At 67.2% G+C, this 13,937-nt stretch carries 13 protein-coding genes; 3 read left to right on the top strand and 10 right to left on the bottom strand.

What is annotated here, in order from left to right; all coding sequences use genetic code 11:
• Positions 1-131: 131 nt before the first annotated feature.
• The 5 genes from QW845_RS14940 to QW845_RS14960 all read right to left on the bottom strand — a co-directional run bounded on the left by QW845_RS14940 (position 132) and on the right by QW845_RS14960 (position 6,675).
• Entirely contained in the window at positions 132-689 is a 558-nt protein-coding gene (locus QW845_RS14940; RefSeq protein WP_315802321.1) for a nucleoside 2-deoxyribosyltransferase, read from the bottom strand.
• A gap of 30 nt (positions 690-719) precedes the next feature.
• On the bottom strand, positions 720-2,645 hold the full coding sequence (gene dxs, locus QW845_RS14945) for a 1-deoxy-D-xylulose-5-phosphate synthase (RefSeq protein WP_315802322.1): 1,926 nt from the start codon (positions 2,643-2,645) through the stop codon (positions 720-722).
• A gap of 960 nt (positions 2,646-3,605) precedes the next feature.
• Positions 3,606-3,857 carry an exodeoxyribonuclease VII small subunit gene (locus QW845_RS14950; protein ID WP_315802323.1) on the bottom strand — a complete coding sequence of 84 codons (252 nt, stop codon included), beginning with the start codon at positions 3,855-3,857 and terminating at the stop codon, positions 3,606-3,608.
• Between the two features lie 100 nt (positions 3,858-3,957).
• On the bottom strand, positions 3,958-4,887 hold the full coding sequence (locus QW845_RS14955) for a histone deacetylase family protein (RefSeq protein WP_315802324.1): 930 nt from the start codon (positions 4,885-4,887) through the stop codon (positions 3,958-3,960).
• A gap of 111 nt (positions 4,888-4,998) precedes the next feature.
• Positions 4,999-6,675 (bottom strand): bifunctional metallophosphatase/5'-nucleotidase, encoded by a 1,677-nt coding sequence (locus tag QW845_RS14960; protein WP_315802325.1) that lies wholly within the window; start codon positions 6,673-6,675, stop codon positions 4,999-5,001.
• Between the two features lie 106 nt (positions 6,676-6,781).
• On the opposite strand from QW845_RS14960, the gene bla reads away from it, so the two are divergent.
• On the top strand, positions 6,782-7,669 hold the full coding sequence (bla, locus tag QW845_RS14965) for a subclass B3 metallo-beta-lactamase (RefSeq protein WP_315802326.1): 888 nt from the start codon (positions 6,782-6,784) through the stop codon (positions 7,667-7,669).
• Here the strand turns inward: bla and solA are convergent, their stop codons facing one another.
• Positions 7,670-8,863 carry an N-methyl-L-tryptophan oxidase gene (solA, locus tag QW845_RS14970; protein ID WP_315802327.1) on the bottom strand — a complete coding sequence of 398 codons (1,194 nt, stop codon included), beginning with the start codon at positions 8,861-8,863 and terminating at the stop codon, positions 7,670-7,672.
• A 21-nt stretch (positions 8,864-8,884) separates the two neighbouring features.
• On the bottom strand, positions 8,885-9,649 hold the full coding sequence (locus QW845_RS14975; protein ID WP_315802328.1) for a crotonase/enoyl-CoA hydratase family protein: 765 nt from the start codon (positions 9,647-9,649) through the stop codon (positions 8,885-8,887).
• Positions 9,650-9,900: 251 nt separating this feature from the next.
• Here QW845_RS14975 and QW845_RS14980 point away from each other — a divergent pair, with 251 nt between their 5' ends.
• Positions 9,901-10,716, top strand: a complete 816-nt coding sequence (locus QW845_RS14980; protein WP_315802329.1) for a hypothetical protein — start codon at positions 9,901-9,903, stop codon at positions 10,714-10,716.
• Positions 10,717-10,745: 29 nt separating this feature from the next.
• On the opposite strand, the gene QW845_RS14985 is transcribed toward QW845_RS14980, so the two are convergent.
• The 3 genes from QW845_RS14985 to QW845_RS14995 form a co-directional block, all read right to left on the bottom strand.
• A complete protein-coding gene (locus QW845_RS14985) occupies positions 10,746-11,030 on the bottom strand; it encodes a hypothetical protein (RefSeq protein WP_315802330.1) in 285 nt (94 codons plus the stop codon).
• A gap of 242 nt (positions 11,031-11,272) precedes the next feature.
• Complete coding sequence (locus QW845_RS14990) at positions 11,273-11,641, bottom strand: hypothetical protein (protein ID WP_315802331.1); 369 nt, start codon at positions 11,639-11,641, stop codon at positions 11,273-11,275.
• Between the two features lies 1 nt (position 11,642).
• Entirely contained in the window at positions 11,643-12,020 is a 378-nt protein-coding gene (locus tag QW845_RS14995) for a hypothetical protein (protein WP_315802332.1), read from the bottom strand.
• A 513-nt stretch (positions 12,021-12,533) separates the two neighbouring features.
• Here QW845_RS14995 and QW845_RS15000 point away from each other — a divergent pair.
• A complete protein-coding gene (locus QW845_RS15000) occupies positions 12,534-13,799 on the top strand; it encodes a DUF892 family protein (RefSeq protein WP_315802333.1) in 1,266 nt (421 codons plus the stop codon).
• Positions 13,800-13,937 lie beyond the last annotated feature (138 nt).

Genomic DNA, 13,937 nt, shown 5'->3' on the forward strand with positions numbered 1-13,937 from the left:
GTGGGCAAAGGCGCGTGCACCGGTGTTTCCGCAAGCTCGTATCGCAATTGACGCGCCGTGCCCACCATCTCGATTGCAGAGCGTGGATGGACGGTGGGCACGCTGCACCTGGCGGCGCCGCTTTGCCCACCCTACGAGACCGTGGCCAGCCGCTCCGCCGCTAGCTTCACGCACAGCTCGAACGCCGAGAGATCGTTCCAGACATTCGCCGGCCGCTCGCGCGGCAGCACCAGTGGATGGCCGCGCAGCTCGAGCGCGTGGATCATCATGAGATTGTCGGGCAGGCCGAAATCCTCGACCGTCAGGCCTTCGCCATCGACCAGGCGGCCGTCCTGCTCCGTCACCGCCGTGAAGCGCCGGGCTCGATCGGCGTAGATGGCCGGGTCGTTGCAGTAGCCGAGACACAGCTTGCCGGATCCGGCCATGTAGCCGAACTCATAGACCGTGCCGGCATCGGCGCCGGGGCCGCGGAACGGCGTGAGATTGGCGATGATGGCATCGGCGTCGTCCATCATCGCCTCGTTGCCATGGAAGATCTGGCGCGAGGCGTCGGAGGAGGCGAGGTCGATGCTGTTGTCGAGGGGGTAAAGGCCGATCAGGCCGTGGCGGTCGCAGATCGCGGCCTTCCGCCGGCCGATTTCAATGGCATCCGGCAGGAACACGTCGGGACCTGCCAGATAGATCTTCATGGCTCACCGCTGCGGGACGCAAGCCCGCCCTCAGGCGAGCTTGACCGACTCGGTCGCGTAGTCCTTGCCGAGCGCCTCGAACACCTTGCGGACGATGCCCTTGGCGTCCAGCCCGGCGCGGGCGTACATCGCCGCCGGCGTGTCGTGGTCCTGGAACTCGTCGGGCAGCACCATCGAACGCATCTTCAGGCCGCCGTCCAGCATGCCCTGGTCGGACAGATACTGCATCACGTGCGAGCCGAAGCCGCCGATCGAGCCTTCCTCGATCGTGATCAGGATGTCGTGCTCGCGGGCGAGCTTCATCACCAGCTCCTCGTCGAGCGGCTTCATGAAGCGCGCATCGGCGATCGAGGCGGAAAGGCCATGGGCGGCGAGCTCGTCGGCCGCCTTCTCGCACTCGGCCAACCGGGTGCCGAACGAGAGCAGAGCGACCTGCTTGCCCTGGCGGATCATGCGGCCCTTGCCGATCGGCAAGGGAACGCCAACCTCGGGCATTTCCACGCCGCGGCCTTCGCCGCGCGGATAGCGCACCGAGCTCGGCCGGTCGTTGATCGCGACCTGGGTCGCCACCATGTGTACCAGCTCGGCCTCGTCGGAGGCCGCCATGATCACCATGTTCGGCAGGCAGCCGAGATAGGCGTTGTCGAACGAGCCGGCATGGGTGGCGCCGTCGGCGCCGACCAGGCCGGCGCGGTCGATCGCGAAGCGCACCGGCAGGCTCTGGATGCAGACGTCGTGGACGATCTGGTCGTAGCCGCGCTGCAGGAAGGTCGAGTAGATCGCGCAGAACGGCTTGTAGCCTTCCGCCGCGAGGCCGGCGGCGAAGGTCACCGCATGCTGCTCGGCGATGCCGACGTCGAAGGTGCGCTTCGGGAACGCCTTGGCGAAGATGTCGATGCCGGTGCCCGAGGGCATCGCGGCCGTGATGCCGACGATCTTGTCGTCCTTCTCGGCTTCCTTGACCAGGCTCTGGCCGAACACGTTCTGATAGGCCGGCGCGTTCGGCTTGGCCTTGGCCTGGGTGCCGGTGGCGATGTCGAACTTGGCCACCGCGTGATATTTGTCGGCCGCCGCTTCCGCGGGCGAGTAGCCCTTGCCCTTCTGGGTCACGACGTGGACCAGGATCGGGCCGGTCTCCATGTCGCGGACGTTCTTCAGCACGGGGAGCAGATGGTCGAGGTTGTGGCCGTCGATCGGGCCGACGTAGTAGAAGCCGAGCTCCTCGAACAGCGTGCCGCCGTCCATCATGAAGCCGCGCGAATATTCCTCGACGCGGCTGGCGCGGTTGGCAATCACCTTGGGCAGATGCTGGCCGAGCTGCTTGGCGGCATCGCGCAGGGTACGGTAGGTCTTGCCCGAGTAGAGGCGGGACAGATAGGCCGACATCGCGCCGACCGGCGGCGCGATCGACATGTCGTTGTCGTTGAGGATCACGATAAGGCGGGAGTTCATCGCGCCGGCGTTGTTCATCGCCTCATAGGCCATGCCGGCGGACATCGCACCGTCGCCGATCACGGCGATCACGTTGTTCTTGCCGCCCGACAGGTCGCGCGCCACGGCCATGCCGAGGCCGGCGGAAATCGAGGTCGACGAGTGCGCAGCGCCAAACGGATCGTAGTCGCTCTCGGCGCGCTTGGTGAACCCGGACAGGCCGCCGCCGGTGCGCAAGGTGCGGATGCGGTCGCGGCGTCCGGTCAGGATCTTGTGCGGATAGGCCTGGTGGCCGACGTCCCAGATCAGGCGGTCGCGCGGGGTGTCGAATACGTAATGGATGGCCGTGGTCAGCTCGACCACGCCGAGACCCGCGCCGAAATGGCCGCCGGTCACCGAGACCGCGTCGATGGTCTCCTGGCGCAATTCGTCGGCGACCTGCCGGACCTGCTCGACCTTCAGCCGGCGCAGATCTTCCGGGGTCTTGATGGTGTCGAGAAGCGGCGTCTTACTAAATGTGGTCACGGTGACATTCCAATTTTGCAGGTCGGGTTCAAGGGCCGACATCTGAGAGGTTCATCGTAACGGGCGGCGAAACCTGAGGTCTTGAAGGTCACATCCGCGCGGATCGAAGCCGCAGTCCGAAGACTAGCCGGGTTTGGGATCGATCTATGTGATGTAAGTCACTCTTGGTGGCCTTGCCGTCCTCGTTAGTCGCCCAAGATCGCCAAGTCGTTCAGCCAAGTCAGTTTTGCTAGCTCTTGCAAGCGCTTAGATTCCTCTCTCTGGAGAGGATGGACACTTCCAAAAACCCGCAGTTGCGAGAAGCTTTACACCAAAGTGCGTCTTAAAGCCAACCCGGCGGGCGTTGGCAAGCCCGCAAACGGTACCTTTGCGCCACGTCTCAACCGCGGCGGCGTGCCGGAGGTTCCAGTGCGCTGCTCAAATCGACGGCAGCCAGCGCTCCGCAATAGACCGGGGACGCGAGCTCGGTCCAGGCTTTTTCCCGCGGCACAGAATCCGCCGATGCGGCGATTGCGCGCGCCGCGGCGCGGTGAGCCATGCGTTCGCGTAAGGGGATCGGTCCGCGGACGATCATGAAGAAGTCGCCGGCGTGCGGCCTTTCGTGGGCCGTCACGAAGCGGACGCGGAAGGCCTATGAGCGCAGCACGTTGTCATGATCGGGCCCGGACGCTTGCAGCCGTGGACCGGCGCGATCATGGGATCGGGGACGCCATGGTCGAACGGCCAGGATCCAATCGTGTCGCATGGTAAACGAAGCACGTAGCGGCGGCTCTCGATCGGTGAACGCGGGGCAGAGACTTCGCCAGGGGGCACTTGGCGGCCAAGCCCGTCGACAATGCAGCTGCTCCGATGTGCGGCCGAATTGCACGATTGAGAGGCGCTCCGACCGCGCGTGAAAGTCGCGCCGGACGGCAGCGAAATAAATCCGGACTGTTGCCCGGAGAGGCCCGCCGCTAGCCGCTATTGCACGTCGAGCGGTACGGTTCCCGCCGCATGGCCGCTGGCGTCGGTCGTGATCTTCTCGACCCGGGCCTCGGCCTGGCGCAGCAGTTCCTCGCAGCGCCGCTTCAGCGCCTCGCCGCGCTCATAGATCGTCACCGACTCCTCGAGCGGCACCTTGCCGTCCTCGAGCCGCTTCACGATCGTTTCCAGCTCCTCGATCGCGCGCTCGAACGACAGCTTCTTGACGTCGGTTACGGTGTTGTCCGCCATGCGGGTTCCCTGCAGCTCACTCAACTCCGGGGCCGTGCTTTTACACCCCGCTCGCGGCCCTGTCAGGCCCTGCCGGGGTGGATCGGCCGGAACCTGGGGATTACGCCCCGGTCAGCGCCGCGACGTGGGCCGCGACGGATTCCTTAAGCCCCTGAAGGTCATAGCCGCCCTCCAGGACCGAGACGACGCGGCCGCCGGCGGTCTTGTCAGCCAGATCCATCAGCTTGCGGGTGACCCAGCCGAAATCCTCGGCCCGCAGGTTGAGCGACGCCAGCGGATCGCGATAGTGGGCGTCGAAGCCGGCCGAGATGATCACGAGCTCCGGGCTGAACTTAGTGAGCTGCGGCAGGATCAGGTTCTCGAAGGCGGAGCGGAACTCGAGGCTGCCGTCCTCGGAGGCCAGCGGCGCGTTGACGATGGTGTCGTGCTCGCCGCGCTCGCCGCGGGCGCCGGTGCCCGGGAACAGCGGCATCTGGTGGGTCGAGCAGTACATCACGCTCTTGTCGGCCCAGAAGATGTCCTGGGTGCCGTTGCCATGGTGGACGTCGAAATCGACGATGGCGGCGCGCGCGATGCCGAAGGTGCGCTGGGCGTAGCGCGCGGCGATCGCGACATTGTCGAAGAAGCAGAAGCCCATCGGCTTGGCGATCTCGGCATGGTGCCCGGGCGGGCGCACCGCGACGAAGGCGTTGCGGTGGCGGCCGGACATCACCGACTCGGTCGCCGCGACCGCGCCGCCGACGCCGCGCATCACCGCTTCCCAGGTGCCCGGCGACATCGAGGTATCGCCGTCGAGATAGATGATCCCCGAGGTCGGGGCCATATGGCGCAGCTCGGTGACGTAGTGCTCGTTGTGGCAGAGCAGGGCGAGCTCGATGTCCGCCTCCGGGGCCTCGTCGCGATCGAGCAGGGCGAAGCGCTCCTCGGTCAGGGCCTCCTCGACCGCGCGCAGCCGGTCGGCGCGCTCGGGGTGGCCGGACGGCGTGGCGTGATCGAGGCAGGCTTCATGAGAGAGATACAGCGTCGACATCAGGGCTCTGCCACTCGCGCGTTGCGGGAGTGCCCAATCTATGCGCTGAACGCAGCCTCGGAAAGAGCCCCGCGGGCGATATGACCGGCTTTCCGCCCAGCGTGCGGGGCGTCACGAGGCCTTGTTGACGATGCGGCCGCGCGGCGGCGGGGCCAGCGGGTTGTTGGCCTTGAGATAGGTGAACAGCGCCTCGTCGTCATAGGGGCCGGTGATCGGATCGCGCCCGCTCTTGAACGCGGTGAAACCGTCGCCGCCGAGCGCGAGGTAGTTGTTGATGGTGACCCGGTAGGACGCGGCGGGATCGATGGCCCTGCCGTCGAGCATCATGCTGGCGGCATCGATCCGCGCGCCGGCGGATTGCTTGGCATCGAAGGCATAGGAGAAGCCGCTGGAGACCTGCAGGATGCGCGGCCGCGCCGGGTCGAGCCATTGCTGCTCCAGCGCGGCCTTGATCTCGGCGCCGGTCAGGGTGACCGTCATCAGCTGGTTGCGAAACGGCTGGCTCGCGAACACGTCGGCATAGGTCACCGCGCCGTCGTCGCGGCGGACGAGATCGGTGCGGATGCCGCCGGGATTGGTCATCGCGATCACCGCGGCGCCCTTGTCGGCCGCCCGCGTCGCCGCGAGCTGGGCATCGGCGACGACGTCGCCCAGCACGCTCTCGCCGGACGCATCGGGCATCCGCGACAGCGTTGCGCTGAGCACGCCGGCGGGCCGGTTGGCGTAGGGCGCGGCGAGCTTCTCATAGGCGTCGATCAGCGCGGTCTGTGCCGGATCCTTCGGCAGCGTGGTGTCGACGACGATGTTGGTGGCGGTCGCGCTGATCACGTCGCGCGTGGTGCGGTCGAGCTTGACGTCGATCGCGGTCACCAGCGTGCCGAACTTGTCGCCCGAGGTGACGAGCCGCTTGTCGATGGTGCAGACATAGGCCTGGTGGGTGTGGCCGGAGATCACGATGTCGACCGCGCTGTCGAGGTCCTTGACGATGTCGACGATCGGCCCCGACAGCCCGGGACATTCGTTCATGCCGCCGGACGGCCAGCCGCCCTCGTGGATCAGCACGACGATCGCCTGCACGCCCTTGGCCTTCAATTCCGGGATCAGCGCGTTGACGCTCTCGGCCTCGTTGCGGAAGTCGAGGCCGGCCGCGCTCGCCGGCGAGATGATGCCCGCGGTCCCCTTCAACGTCAGCCCGATGAAGGCGACCGGGATGTCCTCGAAGGTGCGGATCTCGTAGGGCGGAAACACCGTCTTGTCGGTGCCGGCGAGGAACGTCGACGCCGCGAGATAATGGAATTTGGCGCCGGTGAACGGCTGCGGCCCGCGGCAGCCGTCGGTCGGATGACAGCCGCCGTTCTGCATCCGCAGCAGCTCGGCCTTGCCCTCGTCGAACTCGTGGTTGCCGACCGCCGACAGCGCGAGCCCCATCTGCGACATCGATTCGATGGTCGGCTCGTCGTGGAACATCGCCGACAGGAACGGGCTCGCGCCGATCAGGTCGCCGGCGGCGACGAAGATCGTGTTGGGCTGGCCGTCGGCGAGCAGCTTGACGAGGCTCGCCATCTGCTCGGCGCCGCCGGCTGGAACCACGGTGGTCTTGGTCGGGTCGGCGGGATCGGCGACGCGGATCCCGGAGGAGGGCGGCTTCAGATTGCCGTGGAAGTCGTTGATGGCGAGGATGCGCAACGCCACCGGCTCGTCCTCGGCCGAGGCGGGCGGGCCGGCGATGCTTGCAACGGCGGCGCCGGTCAGCAGGCAGGCAAGCGCAAAGCGGGACAGACGGCTCATGGCAGGGTCACGTGTGGTGCAGGTCCGACGGCCGAAGCGCGATTGCCCCGCCGCGGTCGCAATGACATAAAAAGATTGCATAACGACAATACATCGGGAGGCCGGAATGAAAAGAATGATGCTGCTCGCGGCGACATTGTCGCTGGCCGCCGGCTCCGCTGCAGCGCAATCGCTGCCGGACCTGATGAAGCAGATGGTCGCGGCGTGGAATAAGCCGACCGAGCCGTTCAAGGTGATCGACAACGTCTACTACGTCGGCACCAACGGGCTGGCCTCCTACCTGATCACGACACCGCAGGGCCATATCCTGATCGATACCGTGATGCCGGAATCGACCGCGCAGATCGAGGCCAGCATCGGCAAGCTCGGCTTCAAGGTCGCCGACATCAAGTACATCCTCAACACCCACGCCCATATCGACCATACCGGCGGGCTCGCGCAGATCAAGCAGGAGACCGGGGCGCAGATGGTGGCGGGCGCCAAGGACGTGCCGCTGCTCGAAGGCGGCTTCTATCCGGGCCGCGAGGAGGAGCGCTATCTCGGCTTCCCGCCGGTCAAGGTCGACCGCGCCGTGCGCGAGGGCGACACCGTCACGCTCGGCGGCGTGACGTTGACGGCGCACGAGACGCCGGGCCATTCGCCGGGCTGCACCAGCTGGACGACCGACGTGAAGGACGGCGACGCCACCCGCAGCCTGATCTTCTTCTGCAGCGCCACCGTGGCGCTGAACCGGCTGGTCGGCCGTCCCACCTATCCGGGCATCGTCGACGACTACAAGAAGACCTTCGCCTGGGCCAAGACGGCGCATCCCGACATCCTGCTGGCGCCCCATCCGGAGATGTACGACATGGCCGGCAAGCGGGCGAAGATCGCGGAAGGCGCGGCCAACCCGTTCGTCAAGCCGGGCGAGTTCAACGCCTATCTCGACAAGCTGGAGGCGCAGTTCAACGAGGGGCTGGCCAAGCAGACGGCGGCGCTGCAGTCCGGCAAGTAGTCAGGCCGGATCGGCGGCGGCCAGCCGGTCCAGCGTGAAGCCGGAGAGATCGACCCTCGGTGTCTCGCCCCGGGCCATCGCGGCGAGCGCCTCGCCGACCGCCGGCGAATGCTTGAAGCCATGGCCGGAGCAGGCCGAGGCGTAGATCACGTCCGCATCGCCGGGATCGCGGTCGATGATAAAGCGGCCGCCCGGCGCGTTGGTATAGAGGCAGACCTCGCTGCGCAGGCAGCGCGGGCCGAGATCCGGCACGAAGGGGCGGACATAGGTCTCATAGGTCGCGGCGATTTCGTCCGGCGTGACCTCGCGCGCGACGTCGTCCGGATCGGTCTCGCCGGTCAGCACTTCGTTGGCGATCTTGACGCCATTGTCAGGCGAGCCCAGCCACGGAAAGCCGTAGATGTCGGAGGCCGCGCGGTCGCGGCCGGTGACGTCCCAGATGAAGACCGGCGCATCCGGACCGAAGCGCTCCGGATGGGACAGCACCTCGAACCAGTACAGCACCTGGCGGGTGACATTGACGCGGCGGCGCAGCGGCGCGATCAGCTCGGTGATCCACGGCCCGGTGGTGACGATCAATGTGTCCGCCGAGGCCGTCGCGCCGTCGTCCAGGGTCACGACGAGGGCGCCCGCGGCACGGCGAAACGCCGCCACGCGCCGGCCGGTCACGAGCTCCGCGCCATGGCGCGCGGCCACCGCAAGCTCGGCGCGCACGCAGTCCTCGACCATGAGATAGCCGCCCTCGCGATCGAGGAAGGCGCGGTCGTTCGCCGCGGTGGCAAACGCCGGAAAGGCGGCGCGCAACTGCTCTGACGACAGCGTCTCGCCGTCGACGCCGTGCAGCCGCGCCGCGGTTTCGATGTTGGCGAAGAACTGCGCGCTGCTGACGCCGTGGACCTCGCCGCCATCCTGGCTCGGGATGAACAGGCAGCCGCATTGTTCGAACAGCCGTGCGCCGGTCTCGCGCTCCAGCTCCCGCCACAGCACGTGCGAGCGCTGCGCCAGCGGCGTGTAGTCGACGCCTTCGCCGATCGCCGCGCGGGTGATGCGGGTCTCCCCATGGGTCGAGCCGAATTTGTGCGGCGGCTGGAAGCGGTCGATGCCGAGCACGCGCTTGCCCGCCTTGGCGAGATGCAGCAATGCGGCGCTGCCGACGGCGCCGCAGCCGATCACGATGACATCAAACTGCGCCATGCGCGCCCGCCGCGGCTCCGCTCATTTCTTCTTCTTGCGCGACAGGAACGCCTTGAACGCGCCGACCGCCTCCTCGGAGGTCATGCGCTCGGCGAACAGATAGGCCTCCTGGTCGATGCGGCGGGTCAGCTCGTCCGGCGCGGTGCGGATCAGCCTGCGCCCGATCGCGACCGCCTCGGCCGGCAGCCGGCAGATGTCGCGCGCCACCTTGTGCGCCTCGACCTCGGTATGGCCCGGCGCCACCACCGTATTGACGAAGCCCGCGATCTGCGCATCCTCCGCGGTCATGGTGCGCCCCATGACCAGCATCGCGAACGCGCGCTGATAGCCCATGGTCTGCGGCATCAGCAGGCTCGAGGCGCCCTCCGGCACCAGGCCGAGATGGATGAAGGGCGTCGAGAACGTCGCCGTGGTCGACGCCAGCACGTAGTCGCAATGGAACAGCATCGTCGTGCCGATGCCGATCGCGACGCCGTCGACCGCGGCGATGATCGGCTTGACGTTATGCGCCAGCGAATACAGGAACTTGGTCGCCGCCGACGTGCGCGCGGCGTCGCTGCCGGCATTGCCGGCATGCAGGAAATCCTCCAGATCATTGCCGGCCGTGAACACGCCGGAGCCGCCGGTGATGATGATGCATCGCACCAGCGGGTTGTTCTGCGCGGTGTCGATCGCATCGCTCATGCCGAGATACATGGCCTGGGTGATGGCGTTCTTCTTCTCCGGCCGCCGGAGCTTGATCGTCCGGGTCTCGCCCTCGTCGGTGACGATCAGATGGTCGGTCATGGGCCCCTCATGCGTGTGCGCCGGCCGCTGCGTTGCCGCCGGCCATTTGTCCAGTCCTGCATCTCACCGCAGCCTACATCATCCGCTGGTCGCGCCAAGGGCTGAAGCGGTCATTGGTCGCGAAGGGAATGCGGGCGTGACCGCAGGCGAGCGTACGCCATGAGTCTCGCCGTGGTTTACGACTGGTTTGCAACAGTATCGGCGTCCGCTATCGTCCCGCGCAGAACTGCGATGTTTTGCAAGGCAATTCGATGACCAAGCTCTTTTCAGTACTGCTGTCGCTGCCGCTGCTCTGTCAGGTCTTCCCGGGGATCGCTGAGGCTGCCGCCACCGACCGCGCGCTGCTGTCGCTGTTCTGCGCGCCCGGCGCGATCGCGGGCACCACCTGCAAGCGCGCCAGATCCTATCCCGACTCCGAGGGGCGCCGCTGTGACGTCACCCTGAAGCCGGAGCGGCAGCAGGGACGTTTCCTGGCCTCCAGCAATCCGCTGCTGCTCGTGAGCTATGGCAGCGGCTGCGAGCCGCACGCGACCGATTTCGGCGGCGCGATCGTGTTCGAGCAGGTCGGCGGCGCCTACAAATTTCGCGGCTTCCAGCCGGGCATGCAGGTGGATGAATGCGTCATCTCCACCACCAGGAACGAAGCGCAGGACGTGCTCGTCTGCCTGACCGGGCATATGGGGCAGGGGGTGGTCGAGACGGGCGTGGCGCGCGTCGGCTTCGCCAATGCCAGCGGCGGGTCCATCGAGATGTCCTATGATTTTCTGCTGCAGGCCGAGGACACGACGGGAGCCTACCTGACCAACATCGTTACCTGTTCGGAGCAGCTCAAATATTTCGATCTGTCGAAGCTCGCGGCCGGGCCGAGCCCCGGAACGGTCGTTGCGGACGTGAGCTACGCCGACCGCGAGACGATCGAGACAGCCTGTGGCAAAGGCTTTCCGAAGCCGAAGGATGCGGAAGACATGCGCGAGCCCGCGGCGGGCGAGGGCTCGGTGCCGCAGGGTTACGCCAAGACCGGCAGCGTTGTCATCGACATCGCGAGCCGCGCGGCCAGGCTGCGCTGAGGGCCGACGGCGACGCCAAGCGCACTGTCTCACGCGGCGATGCGGCCGCCGCTGAGCGTTCCCCGGGCGGTGTAGGTCTGCAGCCCCGTGCTCGGCGGCGCTGTGGAGACCGTCACCCCGGTTGTGCCGTCCGAATAGGTGGTCGTGGTGATGATCTCGCCGGCGACCGTGATCGAGACCTTGCTGATCACGATCCTGCTCGCCGTCGGGACGCCGGCCGTGCTGACCGCGGAGCGCGATCCCGTTCGCGCCAGGGCGGTCGCCGCCGGGGCTGCTGACGTCGTGGTGACGGAGCCGATGGCATTGATGGGCATGGCTCGCCTCGCTCGGATGTGAGGCCGATGCGGGCTGCGGATCCGGTGCTGACGTCCGCACCCTGCGACGGGACTGTCGTCGCCTTTGGCCTCGTGCGTGAGGTCCGCCGCGAGGCTCGCGCCGCCGGGTTAACAATGTCTCAACGCGCCTCGCGGCGTTTGGGCGCGCCGCAGGGCCCGCGGGCGTCGGGCTGCCCCGTCGTGGCGCGACCGGCCGCACGCGATCGATCCGCCTCTGCCGCCTATTTGGCGCCGTCGGACCGGGGGACGGGCGCTGCGCGCGAGGCAGCGGCCGGAGCCTGCTGCCGGACGGCCTCGCGCCGCAGGGCCTGCTCCAGCACCACCAGCCGCGTCGCCATGCGCGTCAGTTCGTCATGGACCGAGCCCTGAACGCCCTGCACGGCGTGCTGCACTTCGCGCAGTGCGTCGCGCTGGGTCTCGGCCTTGAGCACCCTGAACTCGGCCTCGATCGAGGTCAGGCGCTGGTTCACCGCCCGGATCGCCTCGGCGATCTCCTTCTGGCCGTCCTGCAGCGCGCGCACGTGATCGACCAGCCGCAGATGATCGGTCAGCTCCTCGACCGTCTTGCCGATGTTGCTGCGGCCCCACATCCTACTTCACCGACCTCAGCAGGTTCCTGATCGTCGCCAGATGATCCTCCGGCGATCCGAGTCGCGCCGAGATCGCGCTCATCAGATCCTTGCGCAGCTCCGACAGCTCGTCCTCCGGCACGATCCGCTCGGCTGGCTCATCATAGGGCATCCGCCGCGGCTCGACCTCGACGGGGCGTGGCGCGACGTCGAAATAAGGCGGCCGCTCGTAGACCGGGATGTGCGGCGCCTGACGCGATGAGGTGATGCGTGCCAGACCTGGAAATCGCGGCGGCGGCGTCCGCGCGGGACGTTCGATCTGGTCGATCAGCGCCGCCAGCGCGACATCCATGTTGCTGTCGTCAGGCTCCTCTTCGACGACGTAGGAGGGCTTCCGCACTGTCGCCCCATTCGCGGGCGATGATAGCGTAAACGACGATGCGTGGTCGCGGAGTCGCTCGATGACCCGGCGGACTCGCTCGCCGAGACCTGGCTTCTCCCTGGCCGGTGTTCGCATCAACATGTCACTCTCCAGCGGAACAGCTTAGGCGAGCAGGGAAAACCTTAGCAAGAGGCCATCGTTCAGCTGCCAACAGGATGTCGCGCAGTAGCCGGCGCCCGGCGGCGCATGCGCTGACCCCCGGCAGGTTCCTCTTGCGGATCCCTGGCACGAACGCGCGAAGCGCCGATGACGCCGGCAACCCAGGTGTGAAGTGCGTTCCGGCGTGCATATGGACCTGGCCGGCGGGGGAGCTGGTTTGACGCGGCCCCCCGACCCTTCGTGCCGTGGCCGGTCTGCCGGGCCGCGCGGCCGGCGGGAACGCGCAAGGCCATCAGTCGGAGGTAAGGAACAACCGTGATGCCCGGCCGTTCGGACCTTGCTTGCCGTCCCCGCAAACGTCCGAGGCCTTCCATGTATCACCACGTCAAGAAGCTGATGTTCACCGTCCGTGTCGACGAGCCCGATCCGCGCTTCGGCAACATGCTGCTGGAGCAGTTCGGCGGCGCCAATGGCGAACTCGCCGCCGCCATGCAGTACTCGATCCAGGGCCTCAATTGCGAGGACCCCGATCGCAAGGACCTGTTGATGGACATCGGCACCGAGGAGCTGAGCCATCTCGAGGTCGTCGGCACGCTCGCCCGCATGCATCTCAAGCCCGCCAAGTTCGACCGCGAGGCGGCCGAGGCCGATCCGCTGATCGCGATCGCCGGCGGTGGCGGCGTCAACCTGTTCAACTCGCAGGGCAGCGCCTGGACCGCGGACTATCTCAAGATCACCGGCGAGCTCGACGTCGACCTGCGCAGCAACATCGCCGCCGAAGCCCGCGCCAAGATCGTCTACGAGCGGCTGATCAATTTCACCGACGATGCCGGCACGAAGGACGCGCTGCAGTTCCTGATGACGCGCGAGATCACCCACATGAAGGCGTTCGCGCTGGCGTTGGAGAGCATGAACAAGCCGGCCTTCAGCATCGGCCGCATCGCGCCGACGCCGGGCCTGGTCGATCAGTTCTTCAACGATTCCACCGGCACCGGCGACCACGGCGAGATCGACACCCGCGGTCCCTGGAACGAGGGCGGCGACTGGGTGTTCACGGAATCGCCGGCGATCCAGGCCGAGAACGGCGCGGCCAATGCGATCGTCACCGAGAGCTCGCCGCCGGCCGACGAGGCCGGCCTCGGCGATCTCCTGATCGAGGAGCTGCGCGACATCCTCCACGCCGAGAAGCAGCTCACCAAGGCGCTGCCGAAGATGGCGGAGGCCGCGCGCTTCGATCAGCTCCGCGAACTGTTCGAGCAGCACCTGGCCGAGACCGAGGCGCAGATCGAGCGCATCAACGAATGCTTCGAGCTGCTCGGCAAGACGCCGCGGGCAAAACCCTGCAAGGGCATGATGGGCCTGGTCGAGGAAGGCCAGGAGATCATCGCGCAAGGCGAGGACAAGGAGGATGCCGCCGCCGATCTGGCGCTGATCGGCGCCGCCCAGCGCGTCGAGCATTACGAGATGTCCGGCTACACCACCGCGCGCAATCTCGCCCAGCAGCTCCGCCACAGCGCCGTCGTCGCCCTGCTGTCGAAGTCGCTGGCCGAGGAGGAGAACGCCGATCAGCTCCTCAACCAGGTCGCCCGCTCGCTGATGTCCGTCGCCAAGATGCCTGCCGCGATCGAGCAGGCGTGATTGGGAGTAGGGCGGATGAGCAAGCGTCATCCGCCGTTTTCCAGCGAAGATGGCGGGTTACGTCTTCGGCTAACCCGCCCTATTTTCTACGCAGCGGCCGACCTCCCTGGAGGCAAGGCTCGCGTCGAACATCGCAGC

Source organism: Bradyrhizobium sp. SZCCHNS3002 (assembly GCF_032377435.1).
Taxonomy (GTDB): Bacteria; Pseudomonadota; Alphaproteobacteria; order Rhizobiales; family Xanthobacteraceae; genus Bradyrhizobium.

What these genes read in the sequence shown, in the direction of transcription:
- QW845_RS14940 (WP_315802321.1), bottom strand. Translation starts at nt 689, where the DNA reads ATGAAGATCTATCTGGCAGGTCCCGACGTGTTCCTGCCGGATGCCATT.
- QW845_RS14950 (WP_315802323.1), bottom strand. Translation starts at nt 3,857, where the DNA reads ATGGCGGACAACACCGTAACCGACGTCAAGAAGCTGTCGTTCGAGCGC.
- QW845_RS14955 (WP_315802324.1), bottom strand. Translation starts at nt 4,887, where the DNA reads ATGTCGACGCTGTATCTCTCTCATGAAGCCTGCCTCGATCACGCCACG.
- QW845_RS14960 (WP_315802325.1), bottom strand. Translation starts at nt 6,675, where the DNA reads ATGAGCCGTCTGTCCCGCTTTGCGCTTGCCTGCCTGCTGACCGGCGCC.
- bla (WP_315802326.1), top strand. Translation starts at nt 6,782, where the DNA reads ATGAAAAGAATGATGCTGCTCGCGGCGACATTGTCGCTGGCCGCCGGC.
- solA (WP_315802327.1), bottom strand. Translation starts at nt 8,863, where the DNA reads ATGGCGCAGTTTGATGTCATCGTGATCGGCTGCGGCGCCGTCGGCAGC.
- QW845_RS14975 (WP_315802328.1), bottom strand. Translation starts at nt 9,649, where the DNA reads ATGACCGACCATCTGATCGTCACCGACGAGGGCGAGACCCGGACGATC.
- QW845_RS14980 (WP_315802329.1), top strand. Translation starts at nt 9,901, where the DNA reads ATGACCAAGCTCTTTTCAGTACTGCTGTCGCTGCCGCTGCTCTGTCAG.
- QW845_RS14985 (WP_315802330.1), bottom strand. Translation starts at nt 11,030, where the DNA reads ATGCCCATCAATGCCATCGGCTCCGTCACCACGACGTCAGCAGCCCCG.
- QW845_RS14990 (WP_315802331.1), bottom strand. Translation starts at nt 11,641, where the DNA reads ATGTGGGGCCGCAGCAACATCGGCAAGACGGTCGAGGAGCTGACCGAT.
- QW845_RS15000 (WP_315802333.1), top strand. Translation starts at nt 12,534, where the DNA reads ATGTATCACCACGTCAAGAAGCTGATGTTCACCGTCCGTGTCGACGAG.